Annotated in this window: 24 protein-coding genes; 8 read left to right on the top strand and 16 right to left on the bottom strand. The window is 63.2% G+C overall.

Annotated features, from left to right (window positions below; genetic code table 11):
• Positions 1-74: 74 nt before the first annotated feature.
• Positions 75-1,244, top strand: a complete 1,170-nt coding sequence (locus IYX23_RS03375; protein WP_196393776.1) for a PQQ-dependent sugar dehydrogenase — start codon at positions 75-77, stop codon at positions 1,242-1,244.
• Here IYX23_RS03375 and IYX23_RS03370 read toward each other — a convergent pair.
• Both IYX23_RS03370 and dapF read right to left on the bottom strand, forming a co-directional pair.
• Positions 1,225-2,403, bottom strand: a complete 1,179-nt coding sequence (locus tag IYX23_RS03370; protein WP_196393775.1) for a radical SAM protein — start codon at positions 2,401-2,403, stop codon at positions 1,225-1,227. The genes IYX23_RS03375 and IYX23_RS03370 overlap by 20 nt on opposite strands.
• Positions 2,400-3,263 (bottom strand): diaminopimelate epimerase, encoded by an 864-nt coding sequence (gene dapF, locus IYX23_RS03365; protein WP_196393774.1) that lies wholly within the window; start codon positions 3,261-3,263, stop codon positions 2,400-2,402. The genes IYX23_RS03370 and dapF overlap by 4 nt, the downstream gene beginning before the upstream one ends.
• Positions 3,264-3,404: 141 nt before the next feature.
• Between dapF and IYX23_RS03360 the strand changes: the two genes are divergently transcribed.
• From IYX23_RS03360 to IYX23_RS03350, 3 genes are read left to right on the top strand one after another with little or no spacing between them, the layout of a single operon-like run.
• A complete protein-coding gene (locus IYX23_RS03360; protein ID WP_196393773.1) occupies positions 3,405-4,193 on the top strand; it encodes a GyrI-like domain-containing protein in 789 nt (262 codons plus the stop codon).
• A 58-nt stretch (positions 4,194-4,251) separates the two neighbouring features.
• Positions 4,252-4,506, top strand: a complete 255-nt coding sequence (locus IYX23_RS03355; RefSeq protein ID WP_210330677.1) for an AbrB/MazE/SpoVT family DNA-binding domain-containing protein — start codon at positions 4,252-4,254, stop codon at positions 4,504-4,506.
• Entirely contained in the window at positions 4,500-4,820 is a 321-nt protein-coding gene (locus tag IYX23_RS03350) for a type II toxin-antitoxin system PemK/MazF family toxin (RefSeq protein WP_196393772.1), read from the top strand. The genes IYX23_RS03355 and IYX23_RS03350 overlap by 7 nt, the downstream gene beginning before the upstream one ends.
• Here the strand turns inward: IYX23_RS03350 and IYX23_RS03345 are convergent.
• Positions 4,817-5,695 carry a hypothetical protein gene (locus IYX23_RS03345; RefSeq protein WP_196393771.1) on the bottom strand — a complete coding sequence of 293 codons (879 nt, stop codon included), beginning with the start codon at positions 5,693-5,695 and terminating at the stop codon, positions 4,817-4,819. The two genes, IYX23_RS03350 and IYX23_RS03345, sit on opposite strands and share 4 nt — an antisense overlap.
• Before the next feature lie 95 nt (positions 5,696-5,790).
• Positions 5,791-6,981: a glutamine-hydrolyzing carbamoyl-phosphate synthase small subunit gene (gene carA, locus IYX23_RS03340; RefSeq protein WP_196393770.1), complete on the bottom strand. Its 1,191-nt coding sequence runs from the start codon at positions 6,979-6,981 to the stop codon at positions 5,791-5,793.
• Positions 6,982-7,218: 237 nt separating this feature from the next.
• On the opposite strand from carA, the gene IYX23_RS03335 reads away from it, so the two are divergent.
• Complete coding sequence (locus tag IYX23_RS03335) at positions 7,219-7,668, top strand: GatB/YqeY domain-containing protein (protein WP_196393769.1); 450 nt, start codon at positions 7,219-7,221, stop codon at positions 7,666-7,668.
• A gap of 179 nt (positions 7,669-7,847) precedes the next feature.
• Here the strand turns inward: IYX23_RS03335 and IYX23_RS03330 are convergent, their stop codons facing one another.
• From IYX23_RS03330 to IYX23_RS03295, 8 genes are all read right to left on the bottom strand, one after another.
• On the bottom strand, positions 7,848-8,204 hold the full coding sequence (locus tag IYX23_RS03330; protein ID WP_196393768.1) for an endonuclease domain-containing protein: 357 nt from the start codon (positions 8,202-8,204) through the stop codon (positions 7,848-7,850).
• 169 nt (positions 8,205-8,373) lie between these two features.
• Positions 8,374-9,180 carry a bifunctional hydroxymethylpyrimidine kinase/phosphomethylpyrimidine kinase gene (gene thiD, locus IYX23_RS03325; RefSeq protein ID WP_196393767.1) on the bottom strand — a complete coding sequence of 269 codons (807 nt, stop codon included), beginning with the start codon at positions 9,178-9,180 and terminating at the stop codon, positions 8,374-8,376.
• 45 nt (positions 9,181-9,225) lie between these two features.
• Positions 9,226-9,456 carry a hypothetical protein gene (locus IYX23_RS03320; protein WP_196393766.1) on the bottom strand — a complete coding sequence of 77 codons (231 nt, stop codon included), beginning with the start codon at positions 9,454-9,456 and terminating at the stop codon, positions 9,226-9,228.
• A gap of 89 nt (positions 9,457-9,545) precedes the next feature.
• Complete coding sequence (locus IYX23_RS03315; RefSeq protein ID WP_196393765.1) at positions 9,546-10,550, bottom strand: WD40 repeat domain-containing protein; 1,005 nt, start codon at positions 10,548-10,550, stop codon at positions 9,546-9,548.
• Positions 10,547-11,782, bottom strand: a complete 1,236-nt coding sequence (locus IYX23_RS03310; RefSeq protein WP_196393764.1) for a hypothetical protein — start codon at positions 11,780-11,782, stop codon at positions 10,547-10,549. Before IYX23_RS03310 ends, IYX23_RS03315 begins: the two co-directional genes overlap by 4 nt.
• A 130-nt stretch (positions 11,783-11,912) precedes the next feature.
• A complete protein-coding gene (queG, locus tag IYX23_RS03305) occupies positions 11,913-13,085 on the bottom strand; it encodes a tRNA epoxyqueuosine(34) reductase QueG (RefSeq protein ID WP_246716444.1) in 1,173 nt (390 codons plus the stop codon).
• 1 nt (position 13,086) lies between these two features.
• Positions 13,087-14,292 (bottom strand): histidine kinase dimerization/phosphoacceptor domain -containing protein, encoded by a 1,206-nt coding sequence (locus IYX23_RS03300; protein ID WP_196393763.1) that lies wholly within the window; start codon positions 14,290-14,292, stop codon positions 13,087-13,089.
• 122 nt (positions 14,293-14,414) lie between these two features.
• Positions 14,415-15,098: a glutathione S-transferase family protein gene (locus tag IYX23_RS03295; RefSeq protein WP_196393762.1), complete on the bottom strand. Its 684-nt coding sequence runs from the start codon at positions 15,096-15,098 to the stop codon at positions 14,415-14,417.
• A 132-nt stretch (positions 15,099-15,230) separates the two neighbouring features.
• On the opposite strand from IYX23_RS03295, the gene IYX23_RS03290 reads away from it, so the two are divergent.
• From IYX23_RS03290 to IYX23_RS03280, 3 genes are all read left to right on the top strand, one after another.
• Positions 15,231-15,953 carry an SIMPL domain-containing protein gene (locus IYX23_RS03290; protein WP_196393761.1) on the top strand — a complete coding sequence of 241 codons (723 nt, stop codon included), beginning with the start codon at positions 15,231-15,233 and terminating at the stop codon, positions 15,951-15,953.
• A gap of 135 nt (positions 15,954-16,088) precedes the next feature.
• Positions 16,089-16,499, top strand: coding sequence for an ArsC/Spx/MgsR family protein (locus IYX23_RS03285; RefSeq protein ID WP_196393760.1), 411 nt, complete (start codon positions 16,089-16,091; stop codon positions 16,497-16,499).
• A gap of 156 nt (positions 16,500-16,655) precedes the next feature.
• On the top strand, positions 16,656-20,279 hold the full coding sequence (locus IYX23_RS03280) for an HAD-IC family P-type ATPase (RefSeq protein ID WP_196393759.1): 3,624 nt from the start codon (positions 16,656-16,658) through the stop codon (positions 20,277-20,279).
• 18 nt (positions 20,280-20,297) lie between these two features.
• Here IYX23_RS03280 and IYX23_RS03275 read toward each other — a convergent pair whose 3' ends face one another.
• The 4 genes from IYX23_RS03275 to IYX23_RS03260 all read right to left on the bottom strand — a co-directional run bounded on the left by IYX23_RS03275 (position 20,298) and on the right by IYX23_RS03260 (position 24,744).
• Positions 20,298-21,371 (bottom strand): GSCFA domain-containing protein, encoded by a 1,074-nt coding sequence (locus IYX23_RS03275; RefSeq protein WP_196393758.1) that lies wholly within the window; start codon positions 21,369-21,371, stop codon positions 20,298-20,300.
• Positions 21,368-22,096, bottom strand: a complete 729-nt coding sequence (locus tag IYX23_RS03270; protein WP_196393757.1) for a hypothetical protein — start codon at positions 22,094-22,096, stop codon at positions 21,368-21,370. Before IYX23_RS03270 ends, IYX23_RS03275 begins: the two co-directional genes overlap by 4 nt.
• A 650-nt stretch (positions 22,097-22,746) precedes the next feature.
• A complete protein-coding gene (locus IYX23_RS03265; protein WP_196393756.1) occupies positions 22,747-23,391 on the bottom strand; it encodes a GDSL-type esterase/lipase family protein in 645 nt (214 codons plus the stop codon).
• 1,041 nt (positions 23,392-24,432) lie between these two features.
• Complete coding sequence (locus IYX23_RS03260) at positions 24,433-24,744, bottom strand: hypothetical protein (protein ID WP_196393755.1); 312 nt, start codon at positions 24,742-24,744, stop codon at positions 24,433-24,435.
• Positions 24,745-25,024 lie beyond the last annotated feature (280 nt).

The raw sequence follows: 25,024 nt of genomic DNA, 5'->3' as shown, positions 1-25,024 counted from the left end.
GGGCGGAACCGTAACTGGCTCCGCCCTTTTTGCCGCCTATATGCGTCGAAAGGATTATCCGAAAGGCCTTTGAAATGCGCGTCGGAGCCGCAGTAATTTTGCTTTTCTGGACTCTGGGCGGCGGCGTCGCCGCGCCTCAGTCGGCTGCTCAAGACCGTCGCGGCGCGGAGATCGAATCCATCCTCAAGCGCATCAAGCTTCCCCCGGGCTTCTCGATTGCGCTCTATGCGATGGTCCCCGAGGCGCGCACGCTCGCCGTCGGGAGAGAAGGACGCGCGATCTTTGTCGGCACGGCGGAGAAGCGCGCCTTTGTGATCACACCCGGCGGGACCAAGGCCGCATCCGTCGAGCCATTCGCGCCATCGATGAAATTCAAGATGCCTCACGGCCTGTGTTTTTCAAAGGACGGCGCGCTCTTTCTCGTCGAGCGCAATCGGGTCACCCGTTTCGACGACGCTGAGAAAACGTGGCGCGACGCGGCGGCGAACGCCAGGGTCGTGGTAAAGGCCGGCGATCTCATTCCGCGCAGCGAGGAGAGTCGCGGCCACTCCTCGCGCGTGTGCCGCGTCGGGCCTGACGACAAGCTCTACATCTCGCTTGGCCAGCCGAACAATGTCGCGCCGCGAGACAAGCTCGCGCTTTACGAGAAGACGGGAATCGGCGGCGTCATTCGGATGAATCTTGATGGATCGCAGCGTGAAGTCTTCGCGACCGGCATTCGCAATTCCGTCGGCATGGCGTTCGACGCGGACGGGTCGCTCTGGTTCACCGACAATCAGGTCGACTCGATGGGCGACGATCGGCCCCCTGGCGAAATCAATCGCGCGGACAGGACAGGACTGAATTTTGGCTTCCCCTGGTATGGCGGCGGCCATGTGCGCACCAACGAATATGCGCGGGCTGAGCCGCCGAAGGGCGTCGTCTTCCCTGTCGTGGAGACCGCGCCGCACGCCGCCGATCTCGGCATAATGTTCTACCGCGGCGTCATGTTTCCGAAGGAATATCGGGGCGCGATATTTTACGCGCAGCACGGATCGTGGGACCGGAGCATTCCAATCGGCGCGCGGGTGATGGTCACTCTCGCTGGAACAACCGCGAGCACGCCATTTGCAGAGGGCTGGAACGACGGTTCCGGTTCTTATCTGGGCCGGCCCGTCGACGTCGCAGAACTTGCCGACGGATCGCTTCTCGTCACCGACGACCAGAACGGCGCGATTTATCGGATCACCTACCAAGCGCCGTAGGCCGCGTCGTGAGCGCGCGCCCGTCGTGGCCCGTGCAGAGCGCCTCGATCATCAGACCCGCTTCGACGCCAGGCGTGTGCGCAAGGGTGAAATCGGCGGCGCGCGCCGTGCCGCCGCGCTCGGTCAGCAGCCGCAAGGTTCGGCCGCTTTGCGCGTCGAAATGTCGGCGTAGCGCGGCGTCGCCCTTTTCCCGCAATCGCGCCGCGCGCTCTTTGGCGATTTGCGGCGCGAGTTGCGGCATGCGCGCCGCCGGCGTTCCCGGACGCGCGGAGAACGGAAAGACATGAAGATGCGTGAGACCGCAGGCGTCGACGATGTCGAGCGTGGCGTCGAACATGTCTTCCGTCTCGGTCGGAAAGCCGACGATGAAGTCAGCGCCAAAGATGATGTCGGGCCGCGCCTCGCGCAGCGTGTGGCAGAGGCTGATCGCGTCCTGGCGCGAATGGCGGCGCTTCATGCGCTTCAAGATCAGATCGTCGCCGGACTGCAGCGACAGATGAAGATGCGGGCAAAGCCGCGGATCTTCCGCAAACGCCTCGACGAGATCTTCGTCGACCTCAATGCAATCGACCGACGAGAGACGCAGCCGTACAAGCTCTGGAAGGCGGCGCAGCAGCAGACGCACGAGGAGCCCGAGCGTCCAACCTTCGCCAAGGTCGACGCCGTAGCTCGTGAGATCGACGCCCGTCAGCACGATCTCCTTTTTGCCGCTCGCGACAAGCGCGCCGGCCTGCGCGACGACCTCGCTCGGCGGCGCCGAGCGCGCCGCGCCGCGGCCAAAAGGAATGATGCAGAAGGTGCAGCGATGATCGCAACCGTTCTGCACGGCAAGCAGCCCGCGCGTGCCCTCATCGCTTGAAAGCGCGCGATTTGGCGCATGTTCGGCGAGGACCCGCGTCACCCCCTCGATCTTGGCGAAACCGGGAGGGTCGAGCCGAGCCGCGCAGCCGGCGATGATGATCTCGGCGTCGGGCCGCTCGCGATGCAAGCGGCGAATCGCCTGACGCGCTTGTCGCGTGGCCTCGCTCGTGACGGCGCAGGTGTTGACGATCACCGTCTCGCGCGGGCTGGCGTGGGCTTTGGCGAGCTCCTGCGACTCGACGGCGTTAAGCCGGCAGCCGAAGGTCACGACCTCGGCGTTGCGTAGCGGCGCGTTCACGCCAAGACGCCCTGAAAAATGCGCGGATCGAGCGTGGTTTCGAATTCGAACTCGACCGGCCCCGTCATCAGCACGTGATCGTCGGCGCGCCATTCGATATGAAGATCGCCGCCCGGCAGGCGCAGACGCGCCGCGCGCTCGCCGAGCCCTGCGCGCGCGGCGGCGACGAGCGTCGCGCAGGCGGCCGAGCCGCAAGCCTTGGTGGCGCCGGTTCCACGCTCCCAGACGCGCAGCAGAATATCGTCGCGCGAAAGCATCTGCGCGAAAGAGACATTGACGCGTTTGGGAAAGAGCGGATGGCGTTCGATGCGCGGGCCGAGCGTCTCGAGATCAATCTGCGTCGCGTCGTCGATAAAGAACACGGCATGAGGATTGCCCATGCTGACCGCGGAGAAGCGCGATGGCGCGCCAGCGACGGGCGGATCGAGCGCGACCTCGCGGGTATCCTCGACGGCGCGGGCGAGCGGAATTTCCTGCCAGTCGAAGCGAGGACGACCCATGTCGACCGTGAAGACCGCATCGGCCTGCCGTCGCGTCTCGATGAGGCCGGCTTCCGTCTCCAGACGCAGCGCGTCCTTGCCTTCGCGCGCCAGCGCATAGGCGACGCAGCGCGTGCCATTGCCGCAGGCGGCGGAGAGAGAACCGTCGACATTGTAAATGCGCATATAGGCGTCGTCGCCGGGCCTACGCGGCCTATGGAGCGCCATCAGCTGATCGAAGCGCAGGCCCGGCGCATTGGCGATGGCGCGCGCTTCCTGCGGCGCAAGCGCGTGGTCGCTCCCGCGCAAATCGAGAACGAGAATCTCATTTCCGGCGCCGTTCATGCGCAGGATCGGAAGATGGTCGAGCGGATGCGCCATGGGGCAGCTTTTCGCCTATTCTCCGGAAGACGCGCTCGTATATAGAGAAGGCTGCGCCGAAGCGCCACTGCGGGCTCCCGCCGGACGCGTGTCGCATGTGCGCGCGAAAAGGCCATGATGGCCGTTTAGGGAAGCTCGACGATGGAAGAAGAACCGGGCTTGCTGGATAGCCTGCGACGCCACTGGCGTGTGCTGGCGATCCTCATCATTCTAGTCGCGGGCGCCGCGATCTATTCCGAACGCGCGCTGGTTCCGGTCGGCGGCGTTGAGGAAGCGGACAGATCCGCCACGCCGCAAAAGCCCGCCCCGCCAAGTGCGGCGCCAGATACGAAACCCAGCGAGACGGGCGAGTCCAAGCCGAGCGAGTCGAAGCCGACCGAGGCCCGTCCGCCGGAGGCTGGTTCGACTGACGTCAAGCCGGGCGACGCCAGCCCGCCTCCGGGCGTGGCAGACGATGCGGCGCAGGCGGTGATGAGCCAGACCGTGACCGTCGACGCGCGGCCCGCCGCTGTGATCAAGGGGCAGGGCAAGTGGGAGGATGCCAGCAAGACCGTCGGCGAGGCTCTCGCCAGGCTCAGTGAGACGGTCGGAAAAGCGGGGCTTGCGGCCAACGGCCGGCCTTTCGCCGTCTTCACCAAAACCGACGACACGGGCTTCGCCTTCGAGGCGATGGTTCCGCTTGCGGCGGCGCCGGAAGGCAAGCCCAAGCTGCCCGAGGGCGTCAGCATCGGCGCGTCGCCGGCCGGAAAGGCGCTCAAATTCCAGCATCGCGGCGCCTATGACGAGATCGAGGCCACTTATGAGGCGATCGCCGCCTATCTTGACGAGAAGGGGCTCGATACGAAGGATCTTATTCTTGAGGAATATCTCACCGACTTTAAGGGCGACGACGCGAGCGTCGACGTCGATATCTATGTGTTTTTGAAGTGAGCGGTTGCGAATCTACTTATCAATGTTATAACTTAGTTATAACATTGATGGATATGCCATGCGTAGCGCGCTCCGAAAAATGGGAAACTCTTCCGGTTTGATCATCCCCAAGCCGTTCCTTGCTGAAATTGGGGCGGATGTCGGAGACGACGTCGAACTGACCGTCGAGAAAGGCCGTCTTGTCGTCACGCCGCTCAAGAAGCGCGTTCGGGAGGGTTGGAGCGATGACGCCCGCCGTATCGCCGAGCATGGCGACGACGCGCTTCTATGGCCGGAGTTTGGCAATGAAGGCGACGAAAAACTGACGTGGTGAAGCGCGGCGAAATCTGGCTCGCTGCGCTCGATTCGACGGTCGGGAGCGAGATACAGAAGACGCGGCCATGCCTGATTGTTTCGCCGCCGGAAATGCATGACCATTTGCGCACCGCGATCGTCGCGCCGCTGACGACGGGAAGCCGCCCCGCCGGCTTTCGCGTCGCGCTGACGTTCAAGGGCAAGCGCGGGCTCATGCTGCTTGATCAAATTCGCACAATCGACAAGCAGCGGCTCGTCAAGCGCTTGGGCAAAGCGTCCGAATCTACGCTCGCGGCGATTCTCGCTGGCCTTCGTGAGGTCTTTGAAGACTAGCCGTCAGCGTCGTTTCGCCGAAACGTCGAAACGAAGCGGAGCCAAAGCTGCGGCGCATTTTCGCCGAAAGCCGACTCGAATGACGGCCCGAAAGGCCTGCCCGCTTCGAGCGCGCGAAGAAGCTGCGTGAACGCGTTCTGATCGCGCATGCGCAGCCAGCCGACGAACATGCCGGCCTGCAGATAGGCGAGCCGCTGGCGCTGGGTGAGCGCGTCCTTCGTTGGATCGCGCGGCGGTTCGCGCTCAAAACCGAGCCCGGCGAAATCGATCCATGGACGCTCGTCGAGCACGACGCGATAGCCGTCGCGGATCGCCTGCGCCGCGTCTTCAATGCTGACGCCCTCGGCGCCGCCGCCGTTTGAGGCCATCACCGCGAGTCCTTCCGTGAACCATTGCGGCGGGCGCGGCGCGCCAAGCGGCCGCCAGCCCGAAAGATGCACATGCGACAATTCATGCGCAAGAACGCCTTCGAGGCGATCGCGCTCTTGGCCGCACAGAGTCGGCGATAATAGCGCCGCGCCGGCGCGCGTCACCGCGGCGATACCGGGATCGCCCATGCCGTTGGCGCTTCCGTAATTCTCATGGGATGCGTAGACCCCGACCGTTGGCGGCTGCGCGAAGGGACGCCCGTGCACGGACTCGATTTGTGCGATGGCGCGGGGAGCCAGATCCGCGACGGCTTGCGCGCAGGCAAGCGCCCGAGGCTCGTAATGCACGTTGGCTGCGCCTGCGAGCGCGGGCAGATTTGTCGGGTCGTTCAACAGGGCGGCGACCGCATGGCGCAGCGGCGGGCGGATCGTGAAGGCGATCGCGACGGCGACAGCGAGCGCCGCGCTCCAAATTCCCGCGAATTTCAACGCGCGTCGCGCGCTCATGTCGCTCCTAACCGTCCCTGCTGGCGCTTGGTCCAACTGAGAAGATCGGCTGGCGCGAGCGACGTGTCCAGTCTCGCGGGAAGCCGCAACCCCGACTACGCCGCCTTCGCCTTCGCCATCATCTCGACGAAGCGGCGGAAAAGATAATGGCTGTCCTGCGGGCCGGGCGACGCCTCGGGGTGATGCTGCACCGAAAAGGCCGGGCGGTCAGTGAGCGCGATGCCGCAGTTCGAGCCGTCAAAGAGCGAGCGATGCGTCTCGACGGCGTTTGCCGGCAGGCTGTCGCGATCGACCGCGAAGCCGTGATTCATCGAGACGATCTCGACCTTGCCGGTGGTGAAATCCTTGACCGGATGATTGGCGCCGTGATGGCCCTGCGGCATTTTCTTCGTTCTCGCGCCGACAGCGAGCGCCATCATCTGGTGCCCAAGGCAAATGCCGAAGGTCGGAATTTTCGCTTCGAGCAGTTCGCGGATCACCGGCGCGGCGTATTTGCCGGTTTCGGCCGGATCGCCGGGGCCGTTCGACAGAAAAACGCCGTCGGGGTTGAGCGCCAAGATCTCCTGGCACGTCGCGCTGGCGGGCGCGACGACAACCTCGCAGTCCTGTTCCGCCAAGAGACGCAGGATGTTCCGCTTCACGCCATAGTCGATCGCGACCACGCGATATTTGGGCGCGCCGCTGCGCGCGCCATAGCCGCCGCCAAGCCGCCAAATCGTCTCGCGCCAGTCGTAGCGCTCCTTTGAGCCGACGCTCGGCACGAGGTCCATGCCGTCGATCCCCGGCCAGGCGGCGGCCTTGGCTTTGAGGGCGGCGATGTCGAAGCGGCCGTCCGGCGCATAGGCGATGACGGCGTTCTGCATGCCGCGCTCGCGGATGAGCGTCGTCAGCGCGCGCGTGTCGATGCCGCACATCCCGACGACGCCGCGCCCGGCGAGCCAGTCGGCGAGCGGCTTCTGGGCGCGGAAATTCGAGGGGTCGGTGCAGGGCGCGCCGAAGATGGCTCCGACCGCGCCGGCGCTTTTGTCGAGATCGACGGTTTCGACGTCTTCTTCGTTCGTCCCGACATTGCCGATGTGCGGGAAGGTGAAGGTGACGATCTGCGCGGCGTAGGATGGGTCCGTGAGGATTTCCTGATAGCCGGTCATGGCGGTGTTGAAGCAGACTTCGCCGACCGCTTCGCCAACGGCGCCGAGGCCGTAGCCCTCGATCACTTCGCCGCCGGCGAGAACCAGCACGCCGGTGTGGAGGGGTTTCTTCCAGCCGTTATCTTGATCGAAGGTCATGTCCGTTCTATGCCCGGTCGGATGCGTCGTGGCGGCGCGCTCACCTCCCCCTTGAGGGGGGAGGTCGATCGCCAAAGGCGATCGGGTGGGGGTGTCATTATCGACTGGGCTCACCCCACCCCGAGCCGCTTGCGCGGCTCGACCCTCCCCCTCAAGGGGAGGGTGGAAGCGAGCTTCGTCGAGTGATGCAGATACTTAGACGATTTCGGCTCGAAATGGGAACCCCAAGGACATAACATGCGCGAGAAGATTGCGGCGGACCTCAAGACGGCGATGAAGGCGGGCGAGCGCGCCAAGGTCGACGCGCTGCGGCTCATCAACGCGGCGCTGAAGGATAAGGACATCGAGGCGCGCGGCGCCGGCAAGACGCTCAGCGGCGACGACGAGCTCGCGCTGCTCCAGAAAATGATCAAGAGCCGGCAGGAGTCGCTGGAAATCTATGAAAAGGCCGGGCGCGAGGATCTTGCGGGCAAGGAGCGCGGCGAGATTGCGGTGATTTCCGCCTATTTGCCGCAGCAGCTCTCCGAGGCGGAAGCAGCCGAGGCCGTGAAGGCGGCGATCGACGAGACCGGCGCGGCCTCGATCAAGGACATGGGCAAGGTCGTCGCCGCGCTCAAGGCGAAATATACGGGCCGCATGGACTTCGGCAAAGCCAGCGCCGCGGTGAAGGCGGCGCTGTCGGGCTAATTGCGGCCCCCTTCCGGCGCTTCGCGCCACCTTCCCCCGCTAAAGCGGGAGAAGGGAGCGGCGCGATTCATGCCTTGCAACAAGAATTCGCGAGGCTGCAAGAATTCTCCAGCGTTAATGACGGCGCAACCTGCGCCCTCTCCCGCGTAGCGGGGGAGGGCTGGGGAGGGGGCGATTCCCTAACCTCTCCCCTCGAGCCAAGCGAGCATTGTCTCGCAGACGCCGTCGAGATTGCGATACACGTCCTCATTCGTCACCCGCAGGACGCGATAGCCGTTGGCGGCGAACCAGGCGTCCCTTTGCTTGTCGTAAGCAACTTCCTCATCGCTTGAATGCGTGGCGCCGTCGACTTCGACGATGAGGCGCGCCTCGGCGCAGAGGAAATCAGCGATGAACGGCCCGCAGGGAGCCTGACGCCGGAACGACAGGCCCGCCAGCCGATGCGCACGCAGCACGTGCCAGAGTTTGCGTTCTGCATTGGTCGGCTCGCGTCGCAAATGGCGGGCGCGTTCCGTCATGATGCGGGATTGCCGCATGTGCCCCCTTCCGGCGCTTCGCGCCACCTTCCCCCGCTAAAGCGGGAGAAGGTGAGCGGCGCCATTTCGCCTATCGCCAACCCTGTCGGATGAACCGAACATATTCACGCGTGTTGGGGACGGCGCAACCTGCTCCCTCTCCCGCGAAGCAGGGGAGGGGAGGGGGCGCTCAGCGCCAGAGCGCATAGAAATGGTGCGGGGGCCCGCGGCCCTCGCTCAACCGCAGCTGGCCCGCTGCCTCCAGCGCGCCTTCGAGCCAGGCTTTGGCGGCGGCGATGGCGTCGATGAGCGGCGCGCCCTTGGCGAATTCGCAGGCGATGGCCGAGGACAGGGCGCAACCGGTCCCATGCGTGTTGCGCGTTGGAATGCGCCGCCCGCGAAAAACCCGTTTCTCTCCAGCCTCGAAAAGAACGTCGACAGGTTCGCCCTTGAGATCGCCGCCCTTGACCAGCACGGCGCGCGCGCCCGCGTCGCAGAGGAGCCGCCCCTGCGCCGCCATCTCCTCGGCGCTGGTGGCGAGGGGCGTTTGCGTGAGCGCGCTCGCCTCATAAAGATTGGGCGTCACGAGACGCGCTAGGGGAAGGAGGGCCGCAACCAGAGCAGCCTCCAAGCCGGCCGAGGCGAGGCTGACGCCTTGCGTCGGAACCAGCACTGGATCGAGCACGACGTTGCGCGCGCCGTGGCGCGCCAGCGTCTCGGCGACCGCCCGGGCGATCTCAGGCGCCGCGAGCATGCCGATCTTGATCGCATCGGGAGAAATGTCGGACAGAACCGCCTCGATCTGCGCGACCACGATGTCCGCAGCGATGGGATAGGAAGCGGTCACGCCCTGCGTGTTCTGCGCGGTTAAGGCCGTGATCGCCGCCATACCGTAGCAGCCAAAGGCCGAGAAGGTTTTCAGATCAGCCTGAACGCCGGCCCCGCCGGAAGGGTCGGAGCCGGCGATCGACAGAAGCTTGGGAACGGGCGCGGTCATGACAGGAATGTCCGCGCTTCCCGCGCCCAACGCAAACGGCGCTGATCAGCTGTGCAATTCGCGTCCGCCGGGCCAAGCCGGCTCCTTCTTTTCTTCGTAGTCGCTGTAGGCCTTCTTCAGTCCTGTCAGAACCTCGGCGGAGGTCTCGAACATGGCCTTGAGCTGCGGCTCCTCGACCTTTTCGATATCCTCGCGCAGGTGGTTGATCGTCTCCTGGAGGCGATTTTGAATTCTCTGAACGTGCTGGTGCGGATTGCTGTCGCTATGCAGGGTCATTGCTGTCTCCTGGCCGTCCCGTTCTAAGAGGGTCAGGTCTTCAACCTCTTATGAGGACTGGAGTTCCGCGGGCATGCGCCTCCAGAGGCTCAGGGTTTCGGCAGGCTCAGCACGCCGGCGTCGCCGTTCTCCGCGCCAAACGCGAGACGCGCCCCCTTCTCGTCCCAGGCGAGCGCGCTGATCCGCGCGCGATCGTCCTCCTGCGCCGGACGGCGCACCAGAATCTCAGATCCATCGGTAAGGCGCGCCAGCATGACAAGGCCGTCGTCATAGCCCATCGCTATGACCAGAGCGGCGGGATGGAAGGCGACGCGCGTCACAATCGCCGAATGCACGCCGCATTCGCGCGGCGCCTGGCCCATGGGACCGTCCTTGCCCGAAAACGGCCAGACGATGCAGGCGTCGGCGCCTGAGGTGGCCAACCATTTCCCGTCATGCGACCAGGAGAAGCTGCGCGTTTTTCCCGGATATCCCGCCATCCGCATGTGCTTGCCGTCGGCGAGGCGCCAGCCGTGCAGCATATTCTCCTGCATCGAGGTGACGAGGAAGCGCCCGTCGGGAGAGATCGTCGCGTCAAGATGCGAGCCCGCCCAGTCGAGCGCTTCCGGCTTGCCGGCGTTCGGGAACCACAACGTCGCGCCGCCGTAATGGGCGATCGCCAGCCGGTAGCCTTTGGGAAAGAAGGCGAGGCCGCGCGAGGTCGACGGCAGATCCAGCGTCTTCGCGTCGCCCTTCGCCGAGCGTGCTCGCGCCACCTTTCCCGCTGTCCACGCCACCGCGCCGCCCCGCGCGGCGACGGCGTCGATCCATTTACCCTTTTCGTCGCCGATGACTTCGACGCCGCCTTTCGCGTCGGTCGCCACGACGCGCCCGTCGTCTCCGCCGGTGACGAGCCGGTCGCCGTCCTGCGCGACGACGAGGATGGCCGCGTCTTGATGGGCCGGAATGCGCCGTCCCTCCGCGCCATCGCCGAAATGCAGCGTCCCGTCGGCGAGCGCGAAGACCGGCGCGCCGCCGAGGAACGCCGCGGCTGCGACAGGCTCACGAAGCCCGAGGGTTTCGACTTTGTCGGCGAGCGTGGAAGACAGCGTCACGGCGATGCATGGTCCTCGGCAGGCGCGCTCCAGCCGATGGGCAGGCGCGGGCGACGTTTCCGGAATTGCCCGCGCATCACGAGCGCAAAGGCGATGGCGTCGAGTCCCGCGAGGGTCAGCCACCACAGCTGCTCGGCCGCGGGACCGAACAGGCAAATGGCGAATCCCGCGCCGAGGCCGCCGAGAAGAAAGGGCGCAAGCGCCGGACGCGACTGGCCGACGAACAGGCTGGTGCGGGCGGCGACGAGCGCCGCCGCGGCCGCGCCGAGCACGCCGAGATCGAACCAGATTTTGAAGATCAGGCTGCGCGGCGTCGCCGGCGTCAGATAGCCGCCGAGCACGCCCCAGGTGGCCGCGCCAAAGCCGTGTCCGATCAATGTGCGCCAGCCGTCCGCGTCGATCATCTGACCCCAAAAGGCGAGATGTCTGAAGAAGCCGGGCGGACGTTCGGGCCAGATCAGATGCGCCGCATAGGCGGTCAGCGGCGCGAGCAGCACGATCGCCGTCATGAGCGCCGCAAGGAAAATGGACATCAGCCGGGCGCGGCCGAAGGCGGCGGCGAACACAGCCGCGCCGACGGCCAGCGCCGGGACGCCGTTCGGGGCGCCGGAAAGATAGCAGGCGATAACCGTTGCGACAGCGAGGGCGGCGGCCGAAAACCACCGGCCGCGGACGGCGAGGGCGCCCATGGCCGGCCAGACAAGCAGGGCCAGTCCGAGTCCGGCGCGGCCGAGCGGTCCGACATCGAGAATGTCATCGAGCGTATATTGCGGTTTCAACAGCAAAGTGACGGCGGCCAGCGCAATCGTCGCCGCGGCGACGCCGATCGGCAACAGGTTGAGATTCGAGGTTTTGGTGCGCAGCGGCAGAAATCCGGTGGCGAGCGCAACCAGGGCGAGCGTCGCCGTAATTTTCGCGAAGCGTTCCGCTGGTCCCTCGAACGGGGTCCAGAGCAGCGAGAGCGCAGTCCAGGCGGCGAGCAACAGAGCGGCGAGAAAGGGCGGCGAGAGTAAGATCGAGCGCATGGAGCGCCCCGACCCTTCCTCCGGCGTCAGCGTCGCGGCGGCGAGCAGCAACGCCGCGCCGATCGGCAGCAGCACATAAACGGTCTGACGCGCCAGAATGGGCGCGATGAGCGAGATCACGAACAGCAAAAACACGCCAATCCGCAGCAGAAGGCGGGAAGCCTCCTCTGCGGGTTCGTCAGCATTGCGGCGCGAAAGGACAGACATGGCGAAGGAGCGTTCGAGGTCGGGATCTGCGATAGAGATTAGAACGAAATCGCCGGCGAGTAGCCTGCCGCAACGCAGTAAAGCTGGGAAAGATCCCAATTTTGGGGCGACTGTGGCGCTTTTGCCTGTTTCAAGCCGTTTGGCGCCACTCCTGGCGGACCGCCGCGTCGGGTTCGGCCGCCAGTCTCTGTGCGCCAAGCTCCGCCGCTCGCGCCGGCGCCAGTCTGCCGAGGGCCCAGACGGCGGCGCCGCGAACAAGGGCGGCGTCATCGATCAACCGCTCGGCCTCTGCGGCAAGCTCGGGTCGGGCCGAATTGCCGATCGCGATCAGAACATTGCGCAAAAAGCGATCGCGTCCGACGCGTTTGATTGGGGAGCCCGCAAAAAGCGCCCGGAACGCCGCATCGTCGAGGCGCGCCAATTCCGCAAGCGGCGGGGAGCCGAATTCGGGCCGCGCGGCGAGCTTCGCCTCGCGTCCGGCGTGCGCATATTTGTTCCAGGGGCAGACCGCGAGACAGTCGTCACAGCCATAGATGCGATTGCCGATCTTGGCGCGCAATTCGAGGGGAATCGGACCCCTGTGCTCGATCGTCAGATACGAAATGCAGCGCCGCGCATCGAGTCGGTAGGGCGCTGGGAAGGCCGCCGTCGGACAGGCGTCGAGACATTTGGAGCACGAGCCGCAATGATCGTGCTCGGGCGGGTCCGGTTCGAGGCGAAGAGTCGTGAAAATCGCGCCCAGAAAGAGCCACGATCCGAATTCGCGTGACACGAGATTCGTGTGTTTGCCTTGCCAGCCGACGCCGGCCGTCTGCGCGAGCGGCTTCTCCATGACGGGCGCGGTGTCGACGAAGACCTTGGCGTCGCCGGCGCCGGCGCGGCTGAGGATGAATCCGGCGAGCTGTTTCAGCCGGCCCTTGATGACGTCGTGATAGTCGCGGTTGCGCGCATAGACGGAGATCGTCGCGCCAGCCGGTTTCGTCAGCGACGCGAGCGGATCTCCGTCCGGTCCGTAGTTCAGGCCGAGCATGACGAGACTTGCCGCCTCGGGCCAGAGCGCGCGCGGCGCGGCCCGTCGCTCCGCCGTCTCGCGCATCCAGTCCATGTCGCCGTGCGCGCCGTCCCGCAGCCATGCGTGCAGCCGCTCGCCCTGCTCCGGCGCAACATCGGCCCGCGCGAAGCGGCAGACGTCGAAGCCAGTCTCGAGCGCACGGGCGCGAATTTCCTCCTCGGGCGTCTCGGCTGTGCGCCGTCGGCCACCTGTCGGCGCCATCATGGATGCGTTCGGGAAAGGCGCCTGCATGTCAGCAGGGCGCTCGTAGAGGGATCGAGACGATGAACTCGGCGCCAGGTTCGTGCTTTTTTATTTCGATCGTCGCGCTGAGTTGACGCGTGAACGACGCAATGATCCGCATGCCGAGCCCTTTGCGATTGCGAGGGTCGAGGTCATCGGGCATTCCAGCGCCTTCGTCGCGCACGGAAACAGTGAAATTCTCAGCGCCCTGGCGCGCGACCTTCACCGAAATAATTCCCGACTGGCTTTCGTAAGCATATTTCGCCGCATTGGCGATGAGTTCGTTGACGATCAGCGCGGTCGAAACGGCCCGGTCGGTTGCGATGACGATCCCTTCTTCGATCTCGGTGCGCACGTCGCATTGCGCGACGCTTTCATCCAAATCGTGACACAGCGCTTCAATGTATTTGCCAACGTCCATGCAATCGACGTCCGAGCCGCGAGACAGCTGGTCATGCGCCTTTGCGATCGCTTCCACGCGGTGAGAGGCTTCGTTGAGAAGTTCGGACACCTGCTCATCGCCTGCGTCGTTGGCTTGCAGGCGGAGCATGCTGCCGACGATGGAAAGGCTGTTCTTCACGCGATGATTCATTTCTTTGAGCAACGCTTCGTTGCGCGCGAGCGCCGCTCTTAGCTTGCGCTCTTCTCGCTCGCGTTCGATCGCCATGCCAAGAAGATTTGCGGCGCCCTGCAGAAAAGCGATGTCCTGCTCCCTGAAATCGGCCGGCGACCGGCTGTCGACTTCAAGGACGCCATAAGGTTTTCCGTCACCCTGCAGGATCACATTCATCGCCCGGCGGACGCCATGTTGACGCAGCAACTCAGGAGTCCTGAACCGCGTTTCCTTTTCGAGGTGATTAGAGATGACCGGTTGGCCGCTGCGCAATGCGTATCCAGCGGGCGAGTCGAGATCCGCGCCGACTTTCGCGACGCCCACCACGCCGCGAGACCAGCCGACGCCGGCGCGCACCAGAAACTGGTTCTCGGACGGAAGCAGCTCCAGCACTTTGCAGAAGTCCGCATCCAGTCCTTGCGCCGTAAGTTGTACTGTATCCGTCAGCAGCTGATCGAGCGAAGCGCCTTGGAGGGCCGAGACGCCGAGCTCCGCCAATATTTCCTGCTGCCGGATCCGACGCTGCAGTGCGGGCGATGGTTCGCCGCCTTCGGCGAGCTTCGGCTCAACCTTTTCGCTCTCGCGCTCGTTGGGTGCGCTCATTCGATGGTCCCGTATTGAGGCTACTTGCCTCACTCCACCCCACGGTTGTCAAGCGCGGCCGCAACCTCGCGACAGTGGCCCTCGAGCCTTCGAATCTGGCGCCGCCGACCACTCCGCGACGCCTAGAAATCCAGTTCCGCATAGTAGCGGCCGGGCGTAAGTCCTGGAGCCCGATAAGAGAGCAGCGGACGAAACGCGGGACGCGACTTGATGCGCTGATACCAGTGTTTCGCAGCCTCGTCCTCGTCCCACGGCGCATCGCCAAGATAATCGGCGCAGGAAATATGCGCGGCCGCTGCAAAGTCGGCATAGGTCAAACGATCGCCCGCGAGCCAGTTGCGCGCATTGGTGAGATAGCCGATGTAGCGCATATGGTGCCGGACGTTAGCCCGCGCCACACGCACCACGTCCATATCGGGCGCGCCGCCCGGAGGCGCAAAGCGCTTGTAAACCTTCTCCGTGATCAGCCAGTTCGTGACCTCGTCGAAAAACTTGACGTTGAACCAATCGACGAGTCGACGCGTTTCGATGCGCGCCGCCATTTCCTGCGGCAGGAGTCGTTGCGCGCCACGTTCGGCGCCATAGGTCTCGTCTATATATTCGGCGATGAGATTGGCGCCGGGCGCGACAAGTCCGTTATCGTCAACGAAAACCGGCGTGCGGCCGGCAGCATCAAGCGCGAGAAATTCTGGGCGGCGGTCGCTCACGCGCTCCTCGATGAGCGTTGCGTCTATTCCATATTCGGACAGGACGAGCCGGACAAATCGCGAATGGGGGCAGAGCGGGTGATGATAAAGCGTGGGCATGAGGCCTTTTCGAGCGGACGCGAAGCTGCGATGGAGCGCCGCTTCTGTATGCTGGTTCGGGTTAGCGACGCTAGCCGGCGGTTTTACGGCTTTGATGAGCTTTTTGATGCGCAGCTTTTGTTAGGATATGCCATGATTCGTTTGCTCTTCGCACTTTCGCTCGGCCTGATGCTGTTCACGGCTGCTGGGAACGCCGACACGCTGAAGGACGGCGTTCCAAATCTCTCAGTCATTGGCGAGGCTTACGAGGACGTCGCGCCTGACTTGGCGATCTTGCGGTTCGGCGTCGTCACCGAACGGCCGCTGGCCGCCGACGCCGCGGCGGACAATGCGCGCGCGGTCGAAGCGGTTCTCGCCGAACTCAAAAAGTTAGGCGTTCCCGACGCTGAAGTGCAGACGCAGGGCGTAACGCTCACGCCCGTCACCGCCGAAGAGCGAGACCCCAAGACAGGCAAACCCAAGCCATCACAAAAGTTTTTCCGCGCACGAAACGATTTGCACGTGCGGGTGACGCGGGTCGAACAGGCCGGCGAGATCGCCGGCGGTCTGATCGACAAGGGCGTTAACAGCTTCGAAGGCATTGATTTCGAAATCGCGCATCCCAAGCAGCGGCTTGACGCACTGCGGCGCGAAGCGGTCAAGGATGCGGAGCGGCAGGCGAAGATTTATGCGGAGGCGGCCGGACTGCGGCTGTCCCGCGTCATCGAAATTCGTCCGCTCGAGGAGATCGACGCGCGTCCGCGCGCCTATGCGGCGCAGGCGGCCGCACCGCCGGGAGGAGCCGAGATTCCTGTGCGTCCGGGCCTGCAGCGTCTCTCGGCGCGCGTGAATATGGTCTGGGGGCTCTCGCGCTAGTTCGCCTTTGCCTGCTGAAGCGGCGAAAGCCCCCGGCGCTGCTCGCAATTTGTTCGCTTGAAGCCGTATCGCGCTGCACCATTTCACGCTAAGCTCTGGTCAGCGACTGGTGGGCCGCAATGTGAGGGGTCGCGGATGGCTCATGTCATCTTTTACGAAAAGCCGGGCTGCGCCGGCAATGCGCGGCAAAAGGCGTTGCTGCGCGCCTCGGGACATGAGGTCGAGGTTCGGGACCTTCTGAGCGAATCCTGGAGCCCGTCGAGCCTGCGTCCCTATTTCGGCTCCAAGCCGTTGCCGGAATGGTTTAACGCCGCCTCGCCGCGCATCAAATCCGGCGAAATCGACCTCGAGAAAGTCACGCCGCAGGAAGCATTGGTGATGATGATGCTCGATCCGGTGCTCATCCGTCGCCCTCTGATGCGCATTGGCGATCATTGCGAGGCCGGTTTCGACTCGGCAGCGGTCGACGCGTGGATCGGATTGAAGCGGACCGATGAAACCGTCAGCGACGTGTGCGTGCGCTCCATCGCAAACGACACTTTCTAGCCTCCTCGGCAGCGCACTCTTCGCCACAAACCTGGCGCTGCCAAACCTCTCCAGATATCCATAAATATGTGATACGGCGCCGGTTCGGCCGTCCGGCCAACAATTCGGCGCGGCCGGCGGTGACCGCGGGGAAGCCGCGGAGGAGGAACACTAAGCATGCAGCCTTCGGTCGAAGGTCAGGAATATTGGGCAATCGGAGCCGATGCGGCGCTTGAGCGCCTGGGCGTGACGCGTTCGGGCTTGAGCAAGGCTGAGGCAGAACGGCGACTCGCCGTCCATGGCCCCAATCGCCTCCCGGCCGGCAGGCGACGCAGCGCGCTCATGCGCTTCGCGCTGCAGTTCCATAATGTGCTCATCTATGTGCTGCTCGCCGCCGGCCTCGTCACGGCGCTCATGCAGCACTGGATCGACACCGCTGTCATCGTCGCGGTCGTCGTCATCAACGCCGTCATCGGGTTCATTCAGGAGGGCAAGGCCGAAGAGGCCATGGAGGCCGTCCGCAACATGCTGTCGCTCCATGCGACGGTCATTCGAGACGGGCAGCGCGTCGTCATCGACGCGACCGACGTCGCGCCTGGCGACATCGTCTATGTCCAATCGGGCGACAAGGTTCCGGCGGACATCCGTCTCATCCGGGTCAAATCTCTGAAAGTGCAGGAATCGGCGCTCACCGGCGAGTCGCTGCCGGTCGACAAGGACCCGGCGCCGGTCATGGCGGATGTGCCGCTCGGAGATCGGGCGCCGATGGCCTATTCGGGGACCGTCGTGACCTACGGTCAGGGGACGGGCGTTGTTGTCGCCACGGGGGCCGCGACCGAGATCGGGCGCATCAACGCCATGCTGTCCGAGGTGGAAACGCTTACCACTCCCTTATTGCAGCGCATGGATGAGTTTGCGCGCTGGCTCACGGTCGTCATTCTGGTCGTGTGCGCCGCCGTTTTCGCTTTTGGCGCGCTGGTCTGGAATTTTGACGCCGGCGAGATGTTCATGGCGGCGGTCGGGCTCGCGGTTTCGGCGATCCCGGAAGGATTGCCGGCGATCATCACCATTACGCTGGCGATCGGCGTGGAGCGTATGGCGCGGCGCAAGGCGATCATCCGCCAACTGCCGGCGGTCGAGACGCTCGGCGCGGTGAGCACGATCTGCTCGGACAAGACCGGCACGCTGACGCTCAATGAATTGATCGTGCGCTCGATCGTCATCTCCGGCGGGACCTACGACACGACCGGATCGGGATATGATCCGCACGGCGGCTTCCTGCGCAATGGCAAGGATGTCGTGGTGCGCGACGACATTCACCTGACCGCGGCTCTGCGGCCGCTTGCGCTCTGCAACGATGCCGTGCTGCGCGAGAAGGACGGCGTCTGGAGCGTCGAGGGCGATCCGACCGAAGGCGCCTTGCTCGCCGCCGCCGTCAAAGGCGGCGTCAATCGGGAAAAGCTGGCGCTGGAGCTACCGCGCACGGACGAGATTCCTTTTGAGTCGCAGCACCGCTTCATGGCGACGCTGCATCACGACCATGACGGCGCTGGCTACATTTTCGTCAAGGGCGCGCCCGAGCGGCTGCTCGAAATGTGCTTCTGGGAGCAGGACGTGCGCGGAGAGCAACGTCCGCTCGACTACGCCTGCTGGCTCGACCGCATCATTGAGATGGCCACGCGCGGGCAGCGGGTTTTGGCGGTCGCCTCCAAGAAAGCCGAAGAGGGTCAGCAGCAACTCGCATTCGGCGACGTTGAAAGCGGACTCGTCTTTGTCGGTCTCATCGGCCTGATTGATCCGCCGCGCCCCGAGGCCGTCGAGGCGATCCGCGCATGCGCGACTGCCGGCATGTCCGTCAAAATGATCACAGGCGACCACGCCGCGACGGCGATCGCCATCGCCCGCGAACTCGGACTCAACCGTCCGGACTCCGTGCTCACCGGACGCGACCTCGACGCGATCGGCGACGAGGCGCTCGGCGAGGCGGCAAGCGCCACGACGGTGTTCGCGCGCACCAGTCCCGAACATAAGCTGCGACTCGTTCAGGCGTTGCAGAAGCGCGGCGAAGTCGTCGCGATGACCGGCGACGGCGTCAACGACGCGCCTGCATTAAAGCGCGCCGACATCGGCATCGCGATGGGCGTCAAAGGCACCGAGGCGGCGAAAGAGGCCGCGGAGATGGTGCTTGCCGACGACAATTTCGCATCGATCGTACATGCGGTGCATGAGGGCCGCGTCGTCTACGAAAATTTGAAAAAGACGATCCTCTACATCTTGCCGACCAATGGCGGCGAGGGCCTCACGGTGATCGCGGCGATCGCCATGGGCGAGACTCTGCCGGTGACGCCGGTACAGATCCTGTGGATCAATCTGATCACCGCCGTCACGCTCGGCCTTGCGCTCGCGTTTGAGCCGCCGACCAAGGGCGTGATGCTGCGCCCGCCACGCCCGTCGGGCGAACCGATCCTCTCCCGCTACTTCATCTGGCGCATCGTCTTCGTCTCTTTCCTGATGCTGCTCGCGACATTCGGCCTCTACGAATTGGAAAAGGCGCGGGGCATGGGACTCGACAGCGCGCGAACGGTCGCGGTCAACACGCTCGTCGCCTGCGAAGTCGCTTATCTCTTCAACGCGCGTTTCCTTTCCGAGTCGTCACTCTCCATGAAGGGCCTGTTCGGCAGCCGCGCGGTGCTGATTTCCGTCGCCATCGTCGTCATGCTGCAGGCGCTGTTCACCTACGCGCCCTTTATGCAGGCGCTGTTCAACAGCACGCCGCTCGACCCGGAGATCTGGTGGCATATTGCGGGCGCGAGCGTCGTGCTGTTCTTGCTCGTCGAGGTGGAGAAGGCCATTTTCCGTTCTCCTGCCAGGGCTCCTGCGCCTCGCGGCGTTCCGGCGGCGACGGCGACCGGCGCAGCCGCTGTCGTGGCGCCCGGCGACTGGTTCCGACCTGTCGTCGCCGGTTTATTGGGGCTCCTCATCATTGTCGTAAGCGGCGCATTCTATCTTCACACGCGTGTCAGTCTCACGCGCGAAGAAGCGTCAGCTGGTCGAACGGTCGTCGTCAGCGGCGTGGTCGCCCCGGTCGCGCAGACGCCGATCAATGCGCCTGCGGCAGGCGTCGTCGCGACGCTCTCTTGCGACGTCGGCGCGCAAGTGGAGAAGGGCGAAACTTGCGCGACGCTCGCGCCGTCTTCCTCCGACGACGCTCTGGCGCGCGAGAAAAGCGCTCTGGCGGCGGCGGAGTCGCAATTGGCGCAGCGCGAGCGCGCGCAGGCGAGAGCGCAGGCGAATCTCGACAGACGAGAGGCGCGTTCAGGGCGTCGCGCCGCCAGCCGCAAGGCGCTGAGCGCGGCGCGTCGCGCTCTGGCGCGCGCGCAAGCGCAAGTCGAACGCGCCGAAGCGGAAGTAGCTCTGCGCCGTGAGGCAGTGACGAAGGCGGAAGCGGGTCGAGCCGGCGCAGAGATTGTCGCGCCGGTCGCAGGCGTCGTCTTAGAGCGGGCGGCGATAGTCGGCGCGCGCGTTGAAGCGGGCGCGCCGCTGTTCATGATCGGCGACGCCAAGACCATTCGCCTTCATGTGAGGGCGGAGGGGGAGGGCGCTCTGACGATCGCGCCGGGCGCAGAGGCGGTCGTGACAAGCGAGTCGGTCCCTGGCCGGACGTTTTCAGGAAAGGTGACCGAGGCGCGCAGAACAGAATCGGGCGCGTCCGTCGACGTCGTCGTCGAGGTCGATAATCGCGAGCTGGCGCTTCGACCGGGAATGGAAGTTTCGGCGCGCATCCTGACCGCGACGATATAGCGTTGGCCGTTGAACGAGTTAACGGTTTGAAATCGCCTCCTCGTCACATAACGCCCGAACAATCTTCTCCATCTCAGTCTTGTGAGCGTCTTCTTGGGGAAATTCCGGTTTTTTCATGGGAGCCGTTGCGGCGCTTCCGTAGTGTTTTAGGAAGTTACGCATGACGTGTTCAACCCCAGCTTCCGTGACCGTCCGGCTGTCATCGGCGAAGTATGCGCCTCTGACGGTTGGAGCAGTGATAATTTCGTACGAGGGGAAATAATCAGCCTGTGGCCAGGTCGAACAGATCTGTTCGGCTGCGACGCGTAGCACTGACTTTGAGTATGTCGTGGATACGACGACATGTCGGGGCAGGGCCGTTGCGTTAAGAGGAACGGGCGAAACCGTGACGATGAATCGCGCGTCTGGATTCCGGGCGCGGATTAGGCCGAATGAGGCGTTCATGTCCTCGACCGTCTCAGCCACGTCCATGTTGTGAAACGTATATTTCCCCTCATCATAAATGCCGCCGGCAATTCCGGGCGCGAGTGGAAACACTGCGCCGTCTCGACGATCCATCCAGCATTCAGTTAAGCCGAGGGTAAACACGAAAACATTCATTTCCTCGATTGCACGGCGCACACAGGCGAAGTGCTGCATTCTGTCAGCGGACAATTCCTCTTCGTGGAGAAAACCTTCCGGTTGAATTTGTGGCCGGAACGGATCGACAACGCCGCCGCCGGTGCGCGTCCACGCCTGCTCGACAGGCGTGAACAACCCATAGGCTCGCTTAAGTAACTGATGCAGTTGCCGCGCTGTGTATATGTTTCCATAACGCGCCGAGAAGACGCCGTAGTTGAAAGCGTCGCGCGCTTCCTTTGAAATGATCGGGTGCCCTGGTTCCGTGACGTGGTGTGTGAATCCAGCCTGAGACAGATGCCTGGCGACATGCTGTGCGAAGCAGGAGCCGGCGGTCACGATCTTCGCGTCGGAATTGATCCGAAACGACGTGCTGACGACTGGGTCAAGCTCCGACGACAATCGGGAGCCAGACGCAGATTTCCAAAATTGATAGTCGGGACGGCCGAAATAAGGATGTGTGCGCGAACTCATGACGATAGCGCCTCCAGAACTTGCCTATGAAGAATTTGACCATAAGAGGGTGCTGCGTGGGTTGAGTCGCCCCAGTGCTTTTCTAGCAACATGCCGGACGCATCGACCGCTTCGTTCGGCGGGTATATGTAAGTGAAGCCAATCTCGCGGCATGCAGAGGAAACCACGTCGGAATGCAAATCGTATAGTTTTTTTCTAAGCGAGATCGGCGCAATTCCATTTGCCAGCTTGTCTCTAAAGTACACAGTAGTTTTTCTTATACAATCTTCTGAGGCAATGAGCGGGGGAGAAGAAAGATGAATGTTTTTTCCTGTGAAGTATTCTTTTAATTGCTTCATTGCATGGAAAGGAAAGACGTCCAAGGTTTTTCTGAAATGCAATTTCATGAGTTGGTAAGGAATGATTGTGCGGCTTACATCAATCGAGTTCACAGTCGAGTTGTCGCAGAAAAAATCAAATTTTATGGGATGCTCGATAAGCCCGAAGATATTGTGCAGCTGGCCGCCAAACATTGAGACAAAGTGAGAATTTCTGTCGAACTTTTCCATAAACTCAGCCGCTACGCCGCCGCCTTTGAAATAATCAGCAAAATCGTATGTGTTGATAAAACTAAACTTGGCAGAGTTTTCTGCAAAAACACCGCTTTTTATATTAGCTTCTATGCCATTTTTCAAAGCGTAAGTATGACTTTGGCCAATGACAACGACGGGGAGATCGATTTTCATCATATCGCTCCGGGTGAGCCTCAATGAGGCCGTCTGCCCTCGCGCGTCTCCGCAACGCGCCGCGGCCAACGCACCGAGCATGTGGCAAATGTCGCGCCTAGTTTGCATGCGATGCGCCAAAAAAGATAGCAGACACCACTACTTACATCGCCAGCCATGGCTATGCAATCGCGTAGAACGTGACGAAATTCCGACCGAAAAACTGCACGGCGCAGCGCTGAACAGCTTCATGAAAAAGTGCGAAAGGGACACCGCCGCTGCTTCCTGCGAAGCCGCCGCCGTCGAGAAAAAGTTGGCGGGCGCCGCCAAGACGAGCTTCGCGAAAAAGTGCGTTAAGGACTCGACCGCGAAGCCGAGAGCTCAATAACGCGCGCGGGCGCGTGGCGCCGTCGCCAACGCGCTCGTCGAAAGGCTCGTGAAACGAATGCCGGGAATAGAGGCCGGCGGGGTCGGGGAGCGGTTGGCAACCTCCGTCGCGCGTCGGGCGTTGTCGCGGTCTATGCCGAGATCGCGAACAGCGGCGCGGACCCCGACTTCGTGGCGAGGGCCACGGCCGCCAGAGCGCTTCGTCTCATTTAGCATAACTTGAGACGATTGAAGATTGGCCAGCCTGGTCCACTCGGCGACATGTTCGTCGTGCTCGACCGCGGTCAGCTCGGCGCGAGCAAGATTTTCGCTAATCTCCCACTGTCGAGGAATAGCTGATCGCTCAACTTCTCCCGAAGAGCCGCGATCCACACCGCATTGGCGCGTGGCGTGAAATGCACCCCATCGTCGCTCATCTCTGCGCGGCGCACGCCATTGAGCGAGACATGCGGATTAAGGTCCAACACCTCAATGCCTCGCTCTCGGCAAAGCTCCGCCATCATTGCGTTCGCTGCATCAATGCGCGGCGCTGTCTCTCTCTGGGCGATGTAAGGCATCAAGGTGAAGATCGCGGAAGCGCCCGGATTGAGGACTTGCAGGACGCCGCGGAAATCGCGTTCGATGTCACGGATCGAGGCGGCGGCGGCGAAAAGATCGTTCAGACCTCCGTCGATGATGAAGCTCTGCGCCTGCTTTCGTTGCGCACGCTCCAACTGCCCGGCGATATCCGCGAGCCGCGCGCCGCCCTTGGCGAAGTTTATCACCTCGAAGGGGCGACACGACAGCGTGTGGAATGGGCAGCCGGACGCGAGACTATCGCCGACGACGGCGATGCTGGCGACGGCGGGTCCTAGAGCGACCGCCGCCAATACTGGCGTGATGGCGCCGAGAAAAAAGCGTCGCGACGGAGCGGCGATATTCGAGCTCATACAAATCCTTGTCGCAAGGATGCATCGCTCGCGACGATAGGCATCGATCTCCTCGCCAGGTATCACCGGTATCCAAGCTGGCAAGATGAGGCCGGAATATGGCGGCTACCGCTTCATCACTCATTTCGCTGCTGCCAAAGTGGCTTGAGCCCCCCATCTTGTTTCCCTGTTTCCAAATATTGGAGTTCGGGAGAGAGAAGTCCGGCGCGAGTAGTTTCTAAACTGTATTCTCAGGCTTGCAGTGCCCGCATCCCGTGACATTCTTGACGCCGGATTCGCGAGCGATTGCAAACGCATTGTTGCTATCTAGATGCGGGCCAAGCCATTCCGTAGCGAGATTTGCTTTTAGTCCCGGCCTTCGCTGGCCCCTGCCTTCATTGCAGTGAGGACAAGATCCTTTGTGAACCGTCGCCGACTGATGGCTTGGGGCCAGGAAAACATAAAAGTTCATGACTGGTTTCTCCGCCGCGATTATCGTCAACGGCTTACGTGCGCTGGCTTTTCAGCTTCACGCTCGCTGCTGCTCGAGCAAATCGAGCATCCCTGTGCGAACGTGCGCTTAACTGACTTTTCGGCTTAGTGTGGCCTTAGGCGCTTTCGTGCTGACTATGGGGGCACGCTGCAGGCAGCATCAGACGCGGGAAGCGCTTCACGCGCTTGCCGGTCTGATAGGTCAGCCGCGTCGGCAATCCTATTGGACAGCGCCTCCCAAAATGCGGCGCGGCCGGCGTCGCCGTTACGCCGAAAGAGCTCGGCTTGGCGCCTGAATGATTCCTGCATAGCAGCGACCTCTCCCCCCGTGGCCGCGCCGGCAAACTTCCGAATTGCTTCGAAAGTCCAGCTTCCACCTAAATCAAGATCCGTCTGCTTTTTCATGGCGAGCGCCTGTCTGCCTAAGTCCGTCAAGCTCCCTTGGAGCGCATGACATCATGGCCGACAGTGGCGCATATCCACTCTGCGGCGGAATGCGCGAGCGCACACTGCCGATAATAGGCGCGCCGGTGCATCCTTGACCGGCAGCGCCGAAGATCAGAAACGAGGCTAGATGGTATGCTCCTGTTCGGGGTTATCAAAGACAGTGATGTCGAACACGACGTCGAGAGGCGTTCCCCATTCAACTTGTGCGAAGAACTCGACGCCGTTCGCTTCAACGTTGCTGCCATGAGGGCGAATATTCTTTACGAAAATCGGTGCAGCGCCGCGGTGTTTGCTTTTGCCGCCGATCGTGGTGCTCGGCTTCCACTCGCAGGCGGAGATGTGAACAACCGACTGCGAGGTGATCGGATCCCAGTTGAAATTCAGCCAGCCGGTGGCGACGGACTTCCACCACACGCGAATGGTTCTAGTAGCCATTGAGGTCACTCCCTTTCGCAAGAATTAACTTGAGTTTGACGTTTCGAACTTCGCACTGGTTAGCAATGCGCCGCTGGCTCGTCGCTCTTGCGAGCGCCGCTGTTCGTCCCGGCCGAAGCTGTTTGAACTGTGAATGGCTATTTCATCTGCTCAGTAGCATGCGAGCCGTTTTGACGCTTGCTCCGTTCGGATGAGGTCCTAGGTAAGCTTGCGTCCTCTGCGTTGGTCCTCGACAGCGGAGGGAGATTCGCGACTGCTCGCGGCTCGGATCAGAGTCTCG

Origin of the sequence: Methylocystis sp. L43 (assembly GCF_015709525.1) — a bacterium.
In the GTDB taxonomy this organism is placed as follows: domain Bacteria; phylum Pseudomonadota; class Alphaproteobacteria; order Rhizobiales; family Beijerinckiaceae; genus Methylocystis.
The sequence above is the reverse complement of the archived record's forward strand: the minus strand, read 5'-3'. Positions and strand labels throughout refer to the sequence as shown.

Bases quoted from the DNA above. Each gene is read 5' to 3' on its own strand.
- IYX23_RS03320 (WP_196393766.1), bottom strand. From the start codon at position 9,456: ATGACCCTGCATAGCGACAGCAATCCGCACCAGCACGTTCAGAGAATT.
- IYX23_RS03355 (WP_210330677.1), top strand. From the start codon at position 4,252: ATGCGTAGCGCGCTCCGAAAAATGGGAAACTCTTCCGGTTTGATCATC.
- IYX23_RS03285 (WP_196393760.1), top strand. From the start codon at position 16,089: ATGGCTCATGTCATCTTTTACGAAAAGCCGGGCTGCGCCGGCAATGCG.
- carA (WP_196393770.1), bottom strand. From the start codon at position 6,981: ATGACCTTCGATCAAGATAACGGCTGGAAGAAACCCCTCCACACCGGC.
- thiD (WP_196393767.1), bottom strand. From the start codon at position 9,180: ATGACCGCGCCCGTTCCCAAGCTTCTGTCGATCGCCGGCTCCGACCCT.
- IYX23_RS03360 (WP_196393773.1), top strand. From the start codon at position 3,405: ATGGAAGAAGAACCGGGCTTGCTGGATAGCCTGCGACGCCACTGGCGT.
- IYX23_RS03265 (WP_196393756.1), bottom strand. From the start codon at position 23,391: ATGAGCTCGAATATCGCCGCTCCGTCGCGACGCTTTTTTCTCGGCGCC.
- IYX23_RS03310 (WP_196393764.1), bottom strand. From the start codon at position 11,782: ATGTCTGTCCTTTCGCGCCGCAATGCTGACGAACCCGCAGAGGAGGCT.
- IYX23_RS03290 (WP_196393761.1), top strand. From the start codon at position 15,231: ATGATTCGTTTGCTCTTCGCACTTTCGCTCGGCCTGATGCTGTTCACG.
- IYX23_RS03375 (WP_196393776.1), top strand. From the start codon at position 75: ATGCGCGTCGGAGCCGCAGTAATTTTGCTTTTCTGGACTCTGGGCGGC.
- IYX23_RS03295 (WP_196393762.1), bottom strand. From the start codon at position 15,098: ATGCCCACGCTTTATCATCACCCGCTCTGCCCCCATTCGCGATTTGTC.
- IYX23_RS03275 (WP_196393758.1), bottom strand. From the start codon at position 21,371: ATGAGTTCGCGCACACATCCTTATTTCGGCCGTCCCGACTATCAATTT.
- IYX23_RS03330 (WP_196393768.1), bottom strand. From the start codon at position 8,204: ATGCGGCAATCCCGCATCATGACGGAACGCGCCCGCCATTTGCGACGC.
- IYX23_RS03280 (WP_196393759.1), top strand. From the start codon at position 16,656: ATGCAGCCTTCGGTCGAAGGTCAGGAATATTGGGCAATCGGAGCCGAT.
- IYX23_RS03345 (WP_196393771.1), bottom strand. From the start codon at position 5,695: ATGAGCGCGCGACGCGCGTTGAAATTCGCGGGAATTTGGAGCGCGGCG.
- IYX23_RS03300 (WP_196393763.1), bottom strand. From the start codon at position 14,292: ATGAGCGCACCCAACGAGCGCGAGAGCGAAAAGGTTGAGCCGAAGCTC.
- IYX23_RS03335 (WP_196393769.1), top strand. From the start codon at position 7,219: ATGCGCGAGAAGATTGCGGCGGACCTCAAGACGGCGATGAAGGCGGGC.
- dapF (WP_196393774.1), bottom strand. From the start codon at position 3,263: ATGGCGCATCCGCTCGACCATCTTCCGATCCTGCGCATGAACGGCGCC.
- queG (WP_246716444.1), bottom strand. From the start codon at position 13,085: ATGCAGGCGCCTTTCCCGAACGCATCCATGATGGCGCCGACAGGTGGC.
- IYX23_RS03270 (WP_196393757.1), bottom strand. From the start codon at position 22,096: ATGAAAATCGATCTCCCCGTCGTTGTCATTGGCCAAAGTCATACTTAC.
- IYX23_RS03260 (WP_196393755.1), bottom strand. From the start codon at position 24,744: ATGGCTACTAGAACCATTCGCGTGTGGTGGAAGTCCGTCGCCACCGGC.